The sequence below is a fragment of the Pseudomonas sp. CP-1 genome (assembly GCF_021213715.1).
Taxonomy (GTDB): Bacteria; Pseudomonadota; Gammaproteobacteria; order Pseudomonadales; family Pseudomonadaceae; genus Pseudomonas; species Pseudomonas aeruginosa.
Genome location: NZ_JAJQKY010000004.1, coordinates 56053 through 73297 on the forward strand (window position 1 = coordinate 56053; position 17245 = coordinate 73297).

Here is a 17245-nt window from a genome sequence, read left to right on the forward strand (position 1 = left end):
GTAGGGTTATCGTCGTTGCACGCAATCAGGCGCGGGCGGCGTCGGCCGCCCGCCGTCCTGTCAGGGTTTCACCACCAGGCCGACGCCGCGGCCACGGGGATCGGAGGCGGTCTCCAGGGCCTTGCCGTCGACGCGGATGGCCTGGATATCGCCCATGTTCCAGCCCTGGTCCTCCAGGGTGTAGCCCATCGCCTTCAGTTCCTCGGCGACCTTGCCGGCGAGCGGCGCGTAGGCGTCGTAGTAGATCGTGTCCTTGGGCAGCAACTGGTGGTGCACGCGCTGCGCGGCCACGGCCTTCTCCAGCGGCAGGTGGAAGTCGTAGATGTTGTTCAGCACCTGGAAGATCGAGGTGAAGATCCGCGAGCCGCCGGGCGTGCCGACCACCAGGCTGACCTTGCCGTCGCGGGTGACGATGCTCGGGCTCATCGAGGAGAGCATGCGCTTGCCCGGCTCGATGGCGTTGGCGTCGCTGCCGACCACGCCGAAGGCGTTGGCCACGCCCGGTTTGGCGCTGAAGTCGTCCATCTCGTCGTTGAGCAGGAAGCCGGCGCCCTTGACCACCACGCCGCTGCCGAAGTCCCAGTTGAGGGTGTAGGTGTTGCTCACCGCGTTGCCGTCGGCGTCGACGATGGAGAAGTGCGTGGTCTGGTGCGGTTCCAGGCCGGGACGGACCTTCTCGGTCGGCGAGATCGCCGTCGGGTTGACCTCGGCGGCACGCTGCTTCAGGTATGCCGGATCGGTCAGGCGCGCCACCGGGACCTTGGAGAAGTCCGGATCGCCGAGGTAGTCGGCGCGGTCGGCGAACACGCGTTTCTCGATCTCCGCCAGCAGGTGGATGTAGCGCGCGGAATTCAGCTCGACGCCCTTGAAGTCGGCGGCACGGTTTTCCTTGATGCCCAGCAACTGGGCCAGGGCGATCCCGCCGGAGCTTGGCAGCGGCGCGGTATAGAGCGTGTTGCCCTGCCAGTCGACGCGCATCGGTTCGCGCCACCTGACCTTGTAGTCGGCGAGGTCCTGGTGGGTGATCAGTCCCTTGTCCTGCTGCATCTGTGCCACCAGCAGGTCGGCGGTATGGCCTTTGTAGAACTCGTCCGGGCCCTTGTCGGCGATACGCTCCAGGGTCTTCGCCAGGTCCGGCTGGAGGAACGCCTCGCCGGCCTTCATGTGGCCGAAGTAGTCGCCGAAGTTGGTCTTGCCGTTGAACAGCGCGACGGCGTCCTGGCGGTACTGGAACTGCTTGTCGGCGACCTTGAAGCCCTTTTGCGCGTAGCCGATGGCCGGGGTCAGCAGCTCGCTCCAGGGCAGCTTGCCGAAACGCTTGTGGGCTTCCCAGAGGCCCATCACGGTGCCCGGCACGCCGGCGGCCTTGGCGCCGACCAGGCTGAGGTTCTCGATCACCTCGCCCTTGTCGTCCAGGTACATGGTCTTGCTCGCGGCCTTCGGCGCCACCTCGCGGTAGTCGAGGAAGTACGGCTTGCCGTCCATGTACAGGGTCATGAAGCCGCCGCCGCCGATGTTGCCGGCCTCGGGGTAGGTGACCGCCAGGGTGAAGGCGGTGGCCACCGCGGCGTCCACCGCGTTGCCGCCGGCCTTGAGGATCTGCGCGGCGACCTTGGCGCCGTACTCGTCGGGCGCGGCGACGGCGCCGCCGTCGAGCGTGGCGGCGAAGGCCGAGGAGGATGCGGCGGCAATGGCGACGCCGAGGGACAGGGTTCTGAAGAGCACAGGTTGCATGGGCTTTCCCTATTTATTGTTATCGCAGGCGAGGGTAGAGCAGGCCCCCGCCGGGCGGGCCGGCGAGGGCGGGTACATCAGTGCGGGAGGATCTTGGCGAGGAACTGCTGGGCGCGTTCGGAGCGGGCGCTGACGTCGCCGAAGAACTCCTCCTTCTCGCAGTCTTCCACGATCTGCCCGCGGTCCATGAAGATCACCCGGTTGGCGACCTTGCGCGCGAAGCCCATCTCGTGGGTCACGCACATCATGGTCATGCCTTCGTGGGCCAGCTGGACCATCACGTCGAGCACTTCGTTGACCATTTCCGGGTCGAGCGCCGAGGTCGGCTCGTCGAACAGCATCACCACCGGGTCCATCGCCAGCGCGCGGGCGATCGCCACGCGCTGCTGCTGGCCGCCGGAGAGCTGGCCGGGGTGCTTGTGCGCGTGCTCCTTGAGACCGACGCGCTCGAGCAGGGCCAGGCCCTTCTTGGTGGCTTCTTCCTTGCTGCGGCCGAGCACCTTGATCTGCGCGATGGTCAGGTTCTCGGTGATGCTCAGGTGGGGGAACAGCTCGAAATGCTGGAACACCATGCCGACCCGCGAGCGCAGCTTGGGCAGGTTGGTCTTCGGATCGGCGATGGAGGTGCCGTCGACGACGATGTCGCCCTTCTGGAAGGGTTCCAGTGCGTTGACGCACTTGATCAGGGTCGACTTGCCCGAGCCGGACGGCCCGCAGACCACCACCACTTCGCCTTTCGCAACCTCGGTGGAGCAGTCGGTCAGGACCTGGAAGTCGCCATACCACTTGCTGACATTCTTGATGGAAATCATACGGTTAACCTTTTCTGCAGACGTTTGACGGCGAACGAGGCGGTGAAGCTTACGACGAAGTAGACCAGGCCGGCGAAAATCAGGAACTCGTTGGCCTGGCCGATGATGTCGCCGCGCGAACGGGCCGAATTGAGGAAGTCCATCAGGCCGACGGTATAGACCAGCGAGGTGTCCTGGAACAGGATGATGCTCTGTTGCAGCAGCAGCGGGGTCATCTTGCGGAACGCCTGCGGCAGGATCACCAGGCGCATGGTCTGCCCGTAGGTCATGCCCAGTGCCTGGGCGGCGCCCATCTGGCCTTTCGGGATGGCCTGGATGCCGGCGCGGACGATCTCGCAGTAGTAGGCCGCCTCGAACATCATGAAGGCCACCAGGCAGGAGGTGAACGCCCCCACCGGGGTGTCCTCGCCAGTGATCCAGCGCAGGATGAAGGGCACCGCGAAGTAGAACCAGGTGATCACCAGCAGCAGCGGGATCGAGCGGAAGTAGTTGACGTAGAAGCCGGCGATGTTCGACAGCAACTTGCTGTGCGACAGCCGCATCAGCGCCAGCACGGTACCCAGCGCGACGCCGCCGAGGACGCCGAGGACCATCAGCTTGAGGGTCATCAGCATGCCTTCCCAGAGGCTCGGCAGGGCGGGAACGATTCCACTGAAGTCCATCATTTACCTCCTACGGAGATCAGGCCCGGTACGGCGACCTTTCTCTCCACCAGGCGCATGATCAGCATCAGGCTCATGTTCAGCGTGAAGTAGATCAGCGTGGCCAGGGTGAAGGCCTCGAACAGGTTGGCGGAGAACTCGGCAGTCTGCTTGGTCTGCGCCAGCAGCTCCATCAGGCCGATCAGCGACGCCACCGAGGAGTTCTTGAAGATGTTGAGGAACTCCGAGGTCAGCGGCGGGATGATGATCCGGAAGGCCTGCGGCAGCAGCACGTGGCGGTAGATCTGCGGCAGGCGGAAGCCCATCGCACGGGCCGCCGAGGTCTGCCCGTAGGGCAGCGCCTGGATGCCGGTGCGCACCTGCTCGCAGACCCGCGCGGCGGTGAACAGGCCGAGGCAGACGACCACGCTGAGGTAGGCCGAGGTAGTCGGGTTGAGGTCCTGCTTGAACCAGGTCTGCAGGCCCTCAGGCAGCAGGTCGGGTACCAGGAAGTACCAGATGAACAGCTGCACCAGCAGCGGCACGTTGCGGAAGATTTCCACGTAGGCGGTGGCGATCCCCGATACCAGGCGGTTCGGCACGGTGCGCATGACGCCGAGCAGCGAGCCCAGCGCCAGGGCGATGATCCAGCCGACCAGGGCGATGGCGATGGTCCAGCCCAGACCGGCGATGTACCAGTCGAGGTAGGTTTCGCTGCCGATCCCGGTGGACTTGAAGAACACGCCCCAGTCCCAGTTGTAATTCATGTTGGGGTTTCCCCTCGGTTCAATCGGTTGCAGACACTGGCGGGGAAGGCAGGCGCCGGCGCGGCCGTGCGGGCCGGCGGCGCTGCTCTTCCGGGGGAGACGGCTGGGGAGGGGCAGGCCCCTCCCGCGTCCCCGAGGCCCCGCCGCGAGGCGGGGACGACGCGCGAAGCGCTGGCGCTCCGGGAGGAACGCCTGGCGCTCGTTACATCTGCTCGGCGGCCTTGTCGGTCGGGCTGGCGATCAGCTTCTTCAGCTCTTCGCTCATGGGGAAGTTGAGGTTCAGGCCCTTCGGCGGGATCGGCTGGGTGAACCACTTGTCGTAGATCTTGTTGACCTCGCCGGAGGCGTAGGTATCGGTGATGGCCTTGTCGACCACTTTCTTGAACGCCGCGTCGCCCTTGCGCACCATGCAGCCGTAGATCTCGAAGGACTGCGGGGTGCCGCCGACGACCCAGTCGTCCGGCTTCTTGGCCTTGGCCATTTCGCCGTAGAGCAGCGCGTCGTCCATCATGAAGGCCACCGCGCGGCCGGACTCGAGCATCATGAAGGACTCGCCGTGGTCCTTGGCGGAGATGATGTTCATGCCCATCTTCTTGTCCGCGTTCATGGCCTTGAGCAGGCGCTCGGAGGTGGTGCCGGCGGTGGTCACCACGTTCTTGCCCTTGAGGTCGTCGAAGTCCTTGATGTTGGCGGTCTTCTTCGACAGCAGGCGGGTGCCGACCTCGAAGATGCCGACGGAGAAGTCGACCTGCTTCTGGCGCTCTTCGTTGTTGGTGGTAGAGCCGCACTCGATGTCCACGGTGCCGTTCTGCACCAGCGGGATGCGGGTCTGCGAGGTGACCAGGTTATAGCGGACCTTCAGGTCGGGGAGGTTGAGTTCCTTCTTCACCGCCTCGACCACTTTCAGTTGCAGGTCGTGGGAGTAGCCGATCGGCTTGCCCGGCTCGGTGCCGAGGTAGGAGAAGGGAATCGAAGCGTCACGGTGACCGAGGGTGATGGTGCCGGTGTCCTTGATCTTCTTCAGCGTGCCGGTGAGCTCGTCAGCGACGACCGGAGCGGACAACAGAGCGGCCACGATGGCGGTGCTCAGCAGACTGGGAGCGATACGCATGAATTTCTTCCTCGACTTGTTTTGATTTTTATTGAGCCGCGAGCGCCTGGCCTCTCCGGGACAGGGTGTTTCGCGGTTTTCCCCGGCGGGGGAAGCCACGAGAGTATCGTGCTTGCCGAACAGTGTAGTGGCAGGATGCATGCCAGCTTATGAAATCCGGCTTTTTTTAGCCTAAATATTTGAAAGTAAAAGAAATTAAATTTGGATGGAAATGCCCCGAAATGGCCTTTCGTCCGCTCTTCCGAATATTTTCGGGGCATGGCGTTCGGTTTTCCGAACGTTTCGCCGAGGTCCGTTCTTGAGCCATTCCGGGTTTTTCTGACGGTTCGTTCAGAAATTGTTCAGGCTTCGTTCAGGCCCGATTCAGGCCGGGTTCAGCAGAATTCACGCTGCGAGGCGCAAGCCGTCACGTCTTGCCTTTCTTACCTGGCGACGGCCGCCTGGAGTCCCCATGCGCTATCTCATCCTGAGCCTGCTGGCCGTGCTCGCCGCACCTGCCTGGGCTGCCGACGACGGCGACTTCTGGTACCTGCAGACCAGCGTCTACACCCGGCATTTCAACCCGGATCCGGAACACAACAATCACCAGGACCTGCTCGGCCTCGAATACAACCGCGCCGATGGCGTGCTGGCCGGCGGCGCGACCTTCCGCAACTCGTTCAGCCAGCGCTCCAACTACGCCTACCTGGGCAAGCGCTTCGACAGTGACAGCTACCCGGTCTACCTGAAGCTCACCGGCGGCCTGTTGCAGGGCTATCGCGGCGAATACCGCGACAAGATCCCGCTGAACCGCTTCGGCGTCGCGCCGGCGATCATCCCCTCGGTGGGCGTTCGCTTCGGCCCGCTGGGCAGCGAGCTGGTGCTGCTCGGCAATTCGGCGGCGATGATCAACCTCGGCCTGCGTCTCTGAGGCCCAGGGCGGGCACGGAACGCTGGCTGGTCTAGGCTGTCGTCTGTTCCCCGAGCCGCGTTCCTGAGCGGTTCGTCACTCGACAGGAGACTCCCATGCAGATCGATCTGAGCGACAAACTGGCAATCGTCAGCGGTTCCACCGCCGGCATCGGCTTCGCCATCGCCAGCGGCCTCGCCGCCGCCGGCGCCACCGTGGTGGTCAACGGACGCAGCCAGGCGGCGGTGGACCGTGCGATCGCGGCGATCCGGAACGGCCAGCCGGATGCCAGGGTACGCGGCGTCGCCGGCGACCTGGGCACGGCGGAAGGCTGCGCGGCTTTCGTTGCGGCCGAGCCGAAGGCGGACATCCTGGTCAACAACCTGGGCATCTTCGAGCTGAAGGACTTCTTCGACATCGAGGACGCCGAGTGGAGCCGCTTCTTCGAGGTCAACGTGATGTCCGGGGTACGCCTGGCCCGCGCCTACGTCCCGGGAATGGTCGAGCGGGGTTGGGGGCGAGTGGTGTTCCTGTCTTCGGAATCGGCGTTGAACATCCCGGCGGACATGATCCACTACGGCTTCAGCAAGACCGCCAACCTCTCGGTGTCGCGCGGCCTGGCCAAGCGCCTGGCCGGCACCGGGGTGACGGTGAATGCGGTGCTGCCCGGACCGACCCTCACCGAAGGCGTCGCCGAGATGCTTCGCGAGGATGCGCAGAAGGCCGGGCAGAGCATAGAAGAGGCCGGCACCGCCTTTGTCCGGCAGCACCGTTCCAGTTCGATCATCCAGCGCCTGGCGACGCCCGAGGAAGTCGCCAACCTGGTGGTCTACACCTGCTCGACCCAGGCCTCGGCGACCACCGGCGCGGCCCTGCGGGTCGACGGCGGGGTGCTCGACAGCCTGGCCTGACGAGCGCGCAACGCCAGCGTAAAAATGCTCCTCGGCACTCGCGGCGCGGTACCCGGCGGCCCTGGCCGGTTGCCGCGCCGGCGTCTGGCGGCGGCGCTCGTAAAGCTTGCGTAACGAGGCGCGACAGGAGGCGCCGGCAGGTCTAGAACGGCAGGTACCGTCATTCAGAGGATACCGCCACTCATGTCAGCAGCCTCGTTAGCTACCCTCGACGGGTCGCTCCGCATGACCCCCGTCGAGCAACCCCGGCCGCCGGCTCTCGCCGACCTCGGCAGCCGCCTGATGATCGTCGTCGAGCGACGCGAGGACTGGGCCTCCTACCTGCCCAGCGAGGAAGTACTCACCGCCCAGGAATACCTCGAGCAATCGGCGCGCGACCACGGCGGCCGCCGCGTGCAGGTGATCAACCTGTGCCGCGGCTACAAGTACCTCGGCCTCGGCTACTACTGTTCGCTGCTGGCCGAGGCCCGCGGCCACCGGGTGATCCCGTCGCTGCGCTGCATCAGCGAACTGGCTCGCAAGTCGGTGTACGGGCTGGCCCTGGGTGGCCTCGACAAGGCCCTGGACAAGGCGCTGTGCCGTACGCCCTATGGCGCCACCGACGGCTTCACCCTGACCCTGTATTTCGGCCATACCGAGTTCGAGCCGCTGGCCGACCTCGCGCGCCAGTTGTTCGAAGCCTTTCCCTGTCCGATCCTGCTGGTGGAGTTCCGTCGCCAGCAGGGCTGGCATATCGAGGGCGTGCGCCCTGGCGTGCTGAACCGCTTGCGCAGCGACCAGGAGGATGTCTTCGCCGATGCCCTCGACGGTTTCAGCCGGCGCGCCTGGCGCATGCCGCGTTCGCGGCGGGTGGCACGCTACGACATGGCGATCCTGCACGATCCCGACGAAGCGCTGCCGCCGTCCAACCCGCAGGCGCTGGCCAACTTCGTACGGGTCGGCGCCAGCCTCGGCATCGACGTCGAACTGATCGGACGCAAGGACTACGCGCGCCTGGCCGAGTTCGACGCCCTGCTGATCCGCGAGACCACCCGGGTCGACCACCATACCTATCGCTTCGCCGAGAAGGCCGAGCGCGAAGGCCTGGTGGTGATGGACGACCCGGCATCGATCCTGCGCTGCACCAACAAGGTCTACCTGGCCGACCTGCTCGGTTGCCGGCAACTGGGCATGCCGCTCACCGAGATCCTCTACAAGGAACGCCCGCAGGACTGGCAGCGGGTGGCCCGGCGCCTGGGCTTCCCGCTGGTGCTGAAGATTCCCGATGGCTGCTTCTCCCGTGGCGTGGTCAAGGTCAACGACGACAGCGAACTGCTGGCGGCGGCGAGCGAGCTGTTCGAGCGCTCGGTCCTGTTGCTGGCCCAGGAGTTCTTCTACACCGAGTACGACTGGCGCATCGGCGTGCTCGACCGCCAACCGCTGTACGCCTGCCAGTACTTCATGTCGCGCGGCCACTGGCAGATCTACAACCACAAGGCCGACGGCCAGGACGTCAACGGCGAGTGCCGCGCCGTGCCGCTGGAGCAGGTGCCGCCGGCGGTGCTGGAGCTGGCCCTGGAGGCCGCCGGGCGGATCGGCGACGGCCTCTACGGGGTGGACCTGAAGCAGGCCGGCGACAAGGTGCTGGTCATCGAGGTCAACGACAACCCGAATATCGATGCCGGCATCGAGGACGGCCAGCTCGGCGACGAACTCTACCGGCGCATCCTCCAGGCCTTCGTCCAGCGCCTGGAACTCAAGCACCGTGGCCAGTTGAGCAAGGCGCTGCGCTGAGCGGCGCGCCTCAGTCCGGCCGGCGCGTGGCCAGGCGCAGGCCGGAGCCGCGGGCGAGGGCGGCCGGCCTGACGCAACGGACCCGGTAGCGGCCGCGCTCATCGATCTCGATGCCCTGCAACTCGGGAGCGAAACCGGGAAAGTGCTCGCCGAAGGCCTGCAAGGCCAGCAGGTAGTCGATCAGCGCCGGCGATTCCTCGGCCACCCGTTCGCCGGGCAACAGCAGCGGCGCGGCCGCCGGATGGACGCCGACCAGGCTGGCGACCACACGGCCGCCGAGCCTGTCGATCGCCACCGCTTCGGTTTCGTCCCTGACCAGGTGCCCATAGACCGTGGCCGGCGCCAGCGCGGCGTGGCCGGCAGCCCTGGCGGCGGCGTCGGCGAGAGCGGTCAGGTGCAGCCGCAGGCTGGCCTCGTGGATCATCGCGCAGAGTTCGCGCAGGCCGATGTAGCGGTACAGCGGCGAGCTGTCGAGCAACTCCGGCAACACCTGCTTCAGCGGCGCATCGTCGTCGTGCCGGCGCTTGAATTCGCACAGCCTGTCCACCAGCGGCTGCGCGTGTTCCGCCCTGGCGCCCTGGGGAAACAGCAGCAGGAAGCGATAGTCGCCGGTGCGCAACGGGGCGATGCCGTGCCGGCGCAGGTAGCGGCAGACCACCGCGGCGGGTACTCCGAAGCTGGCCGGGCGACCGCGCGAATCGAGGCCGGGGGCGCTCAGGGCGACGCGCAGCGGGTCCAGCCGAGGACTGCTGTCGAGTGTCTCGGCGAGCCCGTGCCAGCGCTTCGCCGGCGTCTCCCGGCCGGCCTCGATGCCAGGCCCCGGGTTGCCCCGCAGTATCTCGAAGAACCACGTATCGCCATCCTCCCTGGCGAGCCGCGCGGCGGCTTCCCAGAGCGCCCGGCGAAAGGCCTCGGCGATGTCGCCGGCGTGCGCCGCCGGGGCTCCTGCGGACGTCTTGCGGTAGGCCGTGGAGAGGTCGTTCAGCGGCGTCGCCAGGCGCTCCGCGGTGCTCCCCGAGCCGATCCGCCACTGCTTGGCCGGCGCCAGATCGAGGCGTGCGCGGCCGTTGTAGCGGGCGCTCACCGGCGTGCGCGGGACCGGCGGGGCATAGTCGCGCAGCCGCCTGGGGCCCGCCGGGGCGCGCCATTCGCGCAGGTCGCTGTCGATGCGCTCGGCGATGAAGCGTGCGGGGCCGGCGGCCAGGTTGAAGCATCCCTGGACCTCGTCCAGTAGCTGGCTGGACAACTGCTCGATGCGCAGTTGACGAAACAACAGGAACAGCGGGATGGACGGCGCGACCTGGCGGAGTTCATCGAGGGCCGACAATTGTGCGGCCTCGTTCTCGCCTGTCGGCTCCGCGACGAGCAGGAGGATGCCGGCGGGGTGCGCGGCGTTGCCGAGAAAATCCAGGGCGACCTTGCGGCTTGGCGCCTGGAAGAGCCGATAGCCGCGTATTTCCAGTTGTCGACAAAGCTCGGAAAGACGATTCGCATCATTGGCCGCGTTTATGTTGGAAGTGACGAGTATTGAATGACGCGAAGGATTGTTTCGAGACATGCTGTTGTCCTTGTCCATTCGAACCGCTCGGTTTTGCCGGCAAAAGCGTCGCCCGGCACGCCGAAGGCTCTCGCGAGGCGCGACTAGTGATTGATGATGTACTTGGCGCTGGCGAAGGTCGGCGGGATATAGAAGTTCCACTTCTTTTGCCGGGCGAGTGCCTTGAAGGCGCCGATGCAACTGCAACCGACCTTCTGGAAGATGTTGCTCTTGTGAAACTTGACGGTACTCAGGGAGCGGCTGATCTGTTCGGCTATTTCTTTTTCCGAGAGACCGGAAAGCAGCAGGTAGATCACGTCCCATTCGCGCGAGGTGAACAACTCCGAGGGGGGCGTGAAGGTGAAGGTACCGATGCCGTCGGTGGCGATGAAGCCGCGCGGGGCGACCGAGGTCAGGGTCTTGGCATGGGCGATCACCCCGATGCGGTTGCCGCGCCGGTCATACAGCGGCATGCGCTCGAAGTACAGGCAGCAGGGCGCCGGATGGTCGTCCGGCCTGAGCAGCGCCAGGGCCTCGATGCGCTTGCCGGTCTGGATGACCAGCTTGTCGTGCTCTTCGATGCTGGCACTGAAGGGGGACAGCAGGGAGTTCTTCTGGCCGAACCGCGGGGTGATCAGTTCGGTATAGCGACGATTGACATAGACGAAGTTGAGACAGTTGTCTTTCACACTCCAGGCCTCTTCGCTCTGCTCCCAGGAAATGATCAGTTCGATGGGAATGTGCACCGACATGTGGTGAGTCATGTCCAGCAGCTTTTCGATATCCAATAGCGTCATTGGCTACTCCACTCATTTACATGTGGGCGGGTCTTTGAATGGAAGAAAGATGGCGAGGCGAGTGCGTGCCGGGATGTTCGTTGGGTCCTGCGGAAGTTTCTCTGGCAAGTGCTATCTTCTTTTCGGTGGCGTTCGACTCCTGCGTCTGCGAAGTGTTACCGGAGCAACTACGCCGGGGCGCAATTCGATTTCAGGTTATATCCGCGACCTCATGCTCAGGCTGTACTTTTGATCGAGTTTTTTTGCGCTGTTCTAATAGGGGGCGGGCGCGTTGTTCGAAAAGTCGATTGACAGCTGACGGAGGTGGCCAGGGTCCTATCGAACAATTCCAGGAATTCCCTTTTTCCAATGCGCGATGCCGCTGGTCCGTACTTCGCTCGCCGGGGCCGTTGCGCGGCTATGGTGGAAGTCCCGAGGCCTATCGAGGCTTTGTCATGTCGCGTGTGCTTTTCCTGCTCCTGGCCATGGTGCTCGCCGGCCTGGGCCAACCGACCCTCGCCGCGCCCCTGCCGGACGAGCTGCCGGCAGCCTTGCCCGCCGCGCCGCCGGTCGCGCCGTTGCCCATGGGCAGCGCGCCACAGCCGCAACCGGAGGCCGCCGAGCCGGACCTGCCGGGCAGCGACGCGGCCAGCGCCGACGGGGAGGCGACGACCAAGGACGGCTTGAAGATCGGCAACGGCAGTCTCCGCCTGCGCCAGGACGATCCCGGGCCGACCCGGGAAAGCCCGCTGCGCGATCCCCGCCTGAATCCCTACGCACCGCGCCAGCCCTGACCGACGGCCCGCGCCCGGTGGCCGGGCGGGTCTAGGCTTGTGCTGCGGTCGGCGGCGTTCCACGGCGAGCGCCGACCGTTCGTCCGCGCCGCGGGCTTTTTTCCCCGCCGCTGTCGAAAGGCGCCCTCGCCGGGCGACTACCGAACGAACGGATCGTCGATCCGCACCAGGAGCCCACCGCCATGAAATACCTCTGCCTGATCTATTTCGACGAAGCGAAGCTGGCCGCCGTGCCGGCCGAGGAGCTTGCCGCCATCGTCGACGAGTGCATGACCTACTCCGACCAGTTGGGCAAGGCCGGCCACTACATCGCCTCGCACGCCCTGCAGTCGGTGCAGACCGCCACCACCCTGCGCCACCAGGGCGGGCGGCTGGCGATGACCGACGGGCCGTTCGCCGAGACCAAGGAGCAACTCGGCGGTTTCTACCTGATCGAGGCGCGCGACCTCAACCAGGCCCTGCAGATCGCCGCGAAGATTCCGCCGGGACGGCTCGGCTGCGTCGAAGTGCGACCGGTCAAGGAATGGGAGTGAGGGCGCCCGGCGCCGGAGGTGAAGCATGTGCCCCCTGTGCATCGCATCCCTGTCCCTGCTGTGCGCCGGCGGCGCTTCGCTGGCCGGCTTCGCCCTGGCGACCGGGCGCCGGCGCCGCTGGCGGAACGACCCCGGGCAGGCTGGAAAACCGAGAATTTCCGTGGAGAATCGGCAATGAATCCTTCTTTGCAGGACCACCCGGTGAGCAACCGGGAACAATGGCTGGACGCCCGTCGCCGTCTGCTGGCGCGGGAAAAGCAACTCACCCGCCTGCGCGACCAGGTCGCCGCCGAACGACGCGAACTGCCCTGGGTCAGGGTGGACAAGGACTACCGCTTCCAGGGCGAGCGCGGCGAGCGTTCGCTGGCCGAGTTGTTCGGCGGCAATAGCCAGCTAATCGTCTACCACTTCATGTTCGCGCCGGGCTGGAGCGAAGGCTGCGTCGGCTGTTCGTTCCTCGCCGACCACATCGACGGCGCCAACCGGCACCTGGCGCACCACGACGTCAGCCTGGTGGCGGTATCGCGCGCGCCCCTGGAGGAGTTCCAGGCGTTCCGCCGGCGCATGGGCTGGCGTTTCGACTGGTACTCCTCGTACGGCAGCGATTTCAACCGTGACTTCGGGGTGTCCTTCGACAAGGCGCAACTGGCCGCCGGCAGCGTCGACTACAACTACCAGCCGACCCCCGACGCCGGCGAGGAAATGCCGGGTGCCAGCGTGTTCCTGCGCAATCCGGCGGGCGAGGTGTTCCACACCTATTCGGCCTATGCGCGCGGCCTCGACATCCTGCTCACCACCTACAACTTCCTCGACCTGACGCCCAAGGGGCGCAACGAGGACGCGATCATGGACTGGCTGCGTCACCACGACCGCTACGACGAGGCGCCGAAAAGCGCCTGCTGCCACGCGCAGGCCAGCCATTGAGGGAGCACGGCGAGCCGTTGCGCAGCCGCATCGAGGCGCTGTACCGCGAGGAGTCGCGGCGCGTGCTGGCGACCCTGATCCGCCTGCTCGGCGATTTCGAGCTGGCCGAGGAAGCCTTGCACGACGCCTTCATCGCCGCCGTCGAGCAGTGGCCGCGCGACGGTATCCCGCGCAACCCGCGCGCCTGGCTGGTTTCCGCCGGGCGCTTCAAAGCCATCGACAACCTGCGCCGGCGAGCGCGCTTCGACGCCTCGCAGCGGCTGCTCGCAGAGCAACTGGAAGAGCAGGCCGAGGCGCCGGCGGAGGAGGGCGATGCGGTGGAAGACGACCGGCTACGCCTGATCTTCACCTGCTGCCACCCGGCGCTGACCCCCGAGGCACAGGTGGCGCTGACCCTGCGCGAGGTCTGCGACCTGCGCACCGAGGAGATCGCCCGCGCCTTCCTCGCCGCGCCCAGCGCCATCGCCCAACGCATCGTGCGGGCCAAGAACAAGATCCGCGAGGCCCGGATTCCCTACCAGGTACCGACCCTGGAGGAACTCCCCGAGCGGCTGGGCAACGTCCTGCAAGTGATCTACCTGGTGTTCAACGAGGGCTACTCGGCCTCCACCGGCACCAGCCTGACCCGCGCCGATCTCAGCGGCGAGGCGATCCGCGTCGGCCGCCTGCTGGTCGAACTGCTGCCCGACCCCGAGGCCCTCGGCCTGCTCGCCCTGATGTTGCTGCACGACTCGCGGCGCCAGGCGCGGACCTCGGCCAGCGGCGAACTGGTGCGGCTCGACGAGCAGGACCGCGCGCTGTGGGATCGTGGACTGATCGTCGAGGGGCTCGGCCTGGTCGAGCGGGCCCTGGCCAGCCGCCGTTTCGGGGCCTACACCCTGCAGGCGGCCATCGTCGCGGTGCACGCCCAGGCGCCGCGCGCCGAGGACACCGACTGGGCACGGATCGTCGCCCTCTACGACGCGCTACTGCGCCTGGCGCCATCGCCGGTGATCGAACTCAACCGCGCCGTGGCCTTGGCCATGTGCGATGGCGTCGAGGTCGGGCTGGCCGCGGTCGATGCGTTGCTGGCGCGGGGTGAACTGGCCGATTACCACCTGGCGCACTCGGCGCGCGCCGACTTCTGCCGCCGTCTCGGTCGCCGCCGCGAGGCCCGCGAGGCCTACCGCGCGGCGCTGGCCCTGGCGCGCCAGGAGCCGGAGCGGCGCTTCATCGAGCAGCGCCTGCGCGAACTCGATTGAGGCCGGCTCAGGCGCCGTTGGCGCAGGCCGTCCGCGCTTCGCCGCCAACGCCGCGGGTGAACCACCAGAACGCCAGGGCCGCCAGGCTGATCGCCGCGCCGAGCAGGCTCACCGCGTCCCAGCCGGCCCAGGCGTACATGGCGGTGCCGGCGCTGGCGCCGAGGCCGCTGCCGGCGGCGTAGAACAGCATGTAGCAACCCACCAGGCGGCTGTGGGCGCGCGGGTCGATGGCGAAGACCAGGCTCTGGTTGAGCACATGGATCGCCTGGCCGGCGAGATCGAGCAGCAGCACGCCGAGAATCAGCGCCGCCAGCGAATGCGCGCCGAGGGCGAGCGGCAGCCAGGACAGCAGCAACAGCAGCAGGGCGCCGCCGCTGAGCGCCTGGGCGTGGCCGCGATCGGCCAGGCTGCCGGCCCGCGCCGCGCCCAGCGCGCCGAGCGCGCCGACCAGGCCGAAGGCGCCGATGGCGCTGTGCGACAGCGAATACGGCGGCGCGCCGAGCAGCAATACCAGGCTGCTCCAGAACACCCCGAAGGCGGCGAACATCAACAGCCCGAGCAGGCCGCGCACCTGCAGCACGCGCTGGCTCGCCAGCAGGCCGAACATCGAGCCGAGCAGCTGCCGGTAGGACAGCCCCAGTTCGTTGCTCGGCGCCGCCGGCAGTACCCGCCAGAGCAGCAGGCCAAGCCCGCCCATGCTCGCTGCCGAGACCAGGTAGACGCTGCGCCAGCCGCCGAGGTCGGCGAGCAGCCCGGCCAGGCTGCGCGCCAGCAGCAGGCCGATCACCACGCCGCCCTGCGCCGCGCCGACCACCCGCCCGCGCTCGCCAGGCGCCGCCAGCGCCGCGGCGTAGGCCAGCAGTCCCTGGGTCATGGCGGTGCCGAGCAGGCCCAGTCCGAGCAGCCCCAGCGCCAGGCCGAGGGTATCGCCGGCGAAGCCCACCAGCAGCAGCGACAGCACCAGCAGCAGGAGCTGGACGAACATCAGCCGGCGCCGCTCCAGCAGGTCGCCCAGCGGCACCACCAGCAGCAGCGCCAGGGCGCAACCGGCCTGGGTCGCGCCGAACAGCAGGCCGACCCCGGCCTGGCCGATGGCGAACTCGGCACCGAGGACGTCCAGCAGCGGCTGGGCGTAATAGACGTTGGCCACGCTGAGACCGCAGGCGACGGCGAACAGCAGCACCAGCGCGGAGGGGAGGGAGGATGGCGAGGATGGCATGCGAAGCGCTCCGTAAGGTTTCAATATGAAACTAAGGCGGAGGCTAGGAATTTTGGTTTTAAAATGCAACTTAAATTATCGCGGCAGTGCGTCTATCGATCGCGACTCGCGCACAGCGGAACGCGGGCCCGCCGCCGATTCACCTGGCGGCGGGCCCGCGTAGCGGACGCTACCGGTCCTGCTCGCAGTTGACCATCCAGGCCACGCCGAAGCGGTCGGTGAACATGCCGAAGCTCGCCGCCCAGAAGGTCGGGCCCAGCGGCATCTGGACCGAGCCGCCCTCGGCGAGGGCGTTGAACAGGCGCTCGGCCTCGGCCTTGCTGTCGACGTTGAGGCTGATGGAACAGCCCTTGATGCCTTCGTAGGGATAGGCCGGGTGATTGTCCGAGGCCATCAGGGCGAAGCTGCCGACCACCAGCCGTGCGTGCATGATCTTGTCTTTCCAGTCGGCCGGGATGTCGCCGCACTCGGGGCTGTCGCCGAACGGCAGCATGGCCTCCAGGGTGCCGCCCAGGTGCTGGTGGTAGCAGCTGAAGGCCTCCCGGCAATTACCGTTGAAGATCAGGTAGGGGACGATTTGCATGGCGCTTTCCTCGTTCTTGGCGGAGTGCGGGGCGGTTCAGTTGCGTTTTTCCAGCTCGGCGCGCAGGCGCTCCTCGCGCTCGCGCAGTTCCGGGGTGAACTCCTCGCCGAAGTCCTCGGCCTCGAAGACCTGGCGGATCTCGATCTCGGATTCGCCGTCGAATGGGTTCGGGCATCGCTTGACCCACTCGATGGCCTCTTCCAGGGAGGCCACCTGGAACATCCAGAAACCGGCGATCAGCTCGCGGGTCTCGGCGAAGGGGCCGTCGATCACCGTCCGCGCGTTGCCGGAGAAACGCACCCGGGCGCCCTTGGCGCTGGGCTGTAGCCCTTCGCCGGCGAGCATCACCCCGGCCTTGACCAGTTCCTCGTTGTAGCGGCCCATCGCCGCGAGCAGTTCCTCGCTGGGCATCTCGCCGGCTTCGGAAGCCTGGGTGGCCTTGACGATCACCATGAATCTCATCTGCGTTCTCCTTGTTGTTCTGCGCAATGACGGTCCGTTCTGGCCCGCCTCCCGAACTGGTCGAACGGCAGGCCGGCGGATCGACAGGCGACGGCGGTTTTTTCGCTGGCCGGGGCAGTATAGGAGGCCCGCGCCGAGCGGCCGGGATGGCCGACGAGCGTCGCTGCGGAGTGTGCCGACCGCTGGGCGGGCCGCGCCAGCCGTGGCCTGCAGGGCTTCTACACTGTTCCAGCAGAGCCATTTCCGCGAGCCTCGGCATGCCCCGTATCGTCTTCGCCCCGGCCATCCAGCGGCATGTCGCCATGCCCGCGCTGGACGTCGGCGCCGCCACCGTCGCCGCCGCCTTGCAGGCGGCCTTCGCCCGCGAGCCGCGCTTGCGCGGCTACCTGCTCGACGACCAGGGCAGTCTGCGCCGGCATGTGGCGCTGTTCGTCGATGGCGTGCAGGTCCGCGATCGCCGGGGATTGGGCGATCCGCTCCAAGACGATAGCGAGATCTACGTGGTGCAGGCGCTGAGCGGCGGTTGACCAACAGAGGA

General features: G+C 67.0%; 18 protein-coding genes. 8 read left to right on the forward strand and 10 right to left on the reverse strand.

Going from position 1 to position 17245, the window contains the following annotated elements; genetic code table 11:
- Positions 1-60: 60 nt before the first annotated feature.
- The 5 genes from ggt to LT948_RS09670 all read right to left on the reverse strand — a co-directional run bounded on the left by ggt (position 61) and on the right by LT948_RS09670 (position 5065).
- Positions 61-1734 carry a gamma-glutamyltransferase gene (gene ggt / locus LT948_RS09650; RefSeq protein WP_003086881.1) on the reverse strand — a complete coding sequence of 558 codons (1674 nt, stop codon included), beginning with the start codon at positions 1732-1734 and terminating at the stop codon, positions 61-63.
- A 77-nt stretch (positions 1735-1811) separates the two neighbouring features.
- Complete coding sequence (locus LT948_RS09655; protein WP_003082761.1) at positions 1812-2546, reverse strand: amino acid ABC transporter ATP-binding protein; 735 nt, start codon at positions 2544-2546, stop codon at positions 1812-1814.
- The gene (locus LT948_RS09660) at positions 2543-3211 is read right to left on the reverse strand and encodes an amino acid ABC transporter permease (protein ID WP_003082765.1); all 669 of its coding nucleotides are present in this window, start codon (positions 3209-3211) and stop codon (positions 2543-2545) included. Before LT948_RS09660 ends, LT948_RS09655 begins: the two co-directional genes overlap by 4 nt.
- Complete coding sequence (locus LT948_RS09665; protein ID WP_003082767.1) at positions 3208-3954, reverse strand: amino acid ABC transporter permease; 747 nt, start codon at positions 3952-3954, stop codon at positions 3208-3210. The genes LT948_RS09660 and LT948_RS09665 overlap by 4 nt, the downstream gene beginning before the upstream one ends.
- A gap of 202 nt (positions 3955-4156) precedes the next feature.
- Positions 4157-5065 carry a glutamate/aspartate ABC transporter substrate-binding protein gene (locus LT948_RS09670; protein ID WP_003140367.1) on the reverse strand — a complete coding sequence of 303 codons (909 nt, stop codon included), beginning with the start codon at positions 5063-5065 and terminating at the stop codon, positions 4157-4159.
- A gap of 451 nt (positions 5066-5516) precedes the next feature.
- On the opposite strand from LT948_RS09670, the gene pagP reads away from it, so the two are divergent.
- The 3 genes from pagP to LT948_RS09685 all read left to right on the forward strand — a co-directional run bounded on the left by pagP (position 5517) and on the right by LT948_RS09685 (position 8638).
- Positions 5517-5975 (forward strand): palmitoyltransferase PagP, encoded by a 459-nt coding sequence (gene pagP, locus LT948_RS09675; RefSeq protein ID WP_003082771.1) that lies wholly within the window; start codon positions 5517-5519, stop codon positions 5973-5975.
- Positions 5976-6070: 95 nt separating this feature from the next.
- Positions 6071-6865, forward strand: a complete 795-nt coding sequence (locus LT948_RS09680) for an SDR family NAD(P)-dependent oxidoreductase (RefSeq protein ID WP_003082773.1) — start codon at positions 6071-6073, stop codon at positions 6863-6865.
- A 183-nt stretch (positions 6866-7048) separates the two neighbouring features.
- Entirely contained in the window at positions 7049-8638 is a 1590-nt protein-coding gene (locus tag LT948_RS09685; protein ID WP_003133393.1) for a RimK family alpha-L-glutamate ligase, read from the forward strand.
- A 10-nt stretch (positions 8639-8648) separates the two neighbouring features.
- On the opposite strand, the gene LT948_RS09690 is transcribed toward LT948_RS09685, so the two are convergent.
- Positions 8649-10214: an aminotransferase class I/II-fold pyridoxal phosphate-dependent enzyme gene (locus tag LT948_RS09690; RefSeq protein WP_034005206.1), complete on the reverse strand. Its 1566-nt coding sequence runs from the start codon at positions 10212-10214 to the stop codon at positions 8649-8651.
- A gap of 65 nt (positions 10215-10279) precedes the next feature.
- Positions 10280-10972 (reverse strand): helix-turn-helix transcriptional regulator, encoded by a 693-nt coding sequence (locus LT948_RS09695; RefSeq protein ID WP_014603097.1) that lies wholly within the window; start codon positions 10970-10972, stop codon positions 10280-10282.
- Between the two features lie 434 nt (positions 10973-11406).
- Between LT948_RS09695 and LT948_RS09700 the strand changes: the two genes are divergently transcribed.
- The 4 genes from LT948_RS09700 to LT948_RS09715 all read left to right on the forward strand — a co-directional run bounded on the left by LT948_RS09700 (position 11407) and on the right by LT948_RS09715 (position 14443).
- Complete coding sequence (locus LT948_RS09700; RefSeq protein ID WP_003112384.1) at positions 11407-11745, forward strand: hypothetical protein; 339 nt, start codon at positions 11407-11409, stop codon at positions 11743-11745.
- Positions 11746-11927: 182 nt separating this feature from the next.
- Complete coding sequence (locus tag LT948_RS09705) at positions 11928-12278, forward strand: YciI family protein (RefSeq protein WP_003082795.1); 351 nt, start codon at positions 11928-11930, stop codon at positions 12276-12278.
- Between the two features lie 174 nt (positions 12279-12452).
- Positions 12453-13202: a DUF899 domain-containing protein gene (locus LT948_RS09710; protein ID WP_003107663.1), complete on the forward strand. Its 750-nt coding sequence runs from the start codon at positions 12453-12455 to the stop codon at positions 13200-13202.
- Between the two features lie 17 nt (positions 13203-13219).
- Positions 13220-14443 (forward strand): RNA polymerase sigma factor, encoded by a 1224-nt coding sequence (locus LT948_RS09715; protein WP_031631469.1) that lies wholly within the window; start codon positions 13220-13222, stop codon positions 14441-14443.
- A 7-nt stretch (positions 14444-14450) separates the two neighbouring features.
- On the opposite strand, the gene LT948_RS09720 is transcribed toward LT948_RS09715, so the two are convergent.
- From LT948_RS09720 to LT948_RS09730, 3 genes are all read right to left on the reverse strand, one after another.
- A complete protein-coding gene (locus tag LT948_RS09720) occupies positions 14451-15662 on the reverse strand; it encodes an MFS transporter (RefSeq protein ID WP_003145238.1) in 1212 nt (403 codons plus the stop codon).
- Between the two features lie 169 nt (positions 15663-15831).
- A complete protein-coding gene (locus tag LT948_RS09725; protein WP_003082839.1) occupies positions 15832-16245 on the reverse strand; it encodes a VOC family protein in 414 nt (137 codons plus the stop codon).
- A 36-nt stretch (positions 16246-16281) separates the two neighbouring features.
- On the reverse strand, positions 16282-16707 hold the full coding sequence (locus LT948_RS09730) for a YciI family protein (RefSeq protein ID WP_003086910.1): 426 nt from the start codon (positions 16705-16707) through the stop codon (positions 16282-16284).
- Positions 16708-16964: 257 nt separating this feature from the next.
- On the opposite strand from LT948_RS09730, the gene LT948_RS09735 reads away from it, so the two are divergent.
- Entirely contained in the window at positions 16965-17234 is a 270-nt protein-coding gene (locus LT948_RS09735) for a MoaD/ThiS family protein (protein WP_003086912.1), read from the forward strand.
- Positions 17235-17245: the final 11 nt, after the last annotated feature.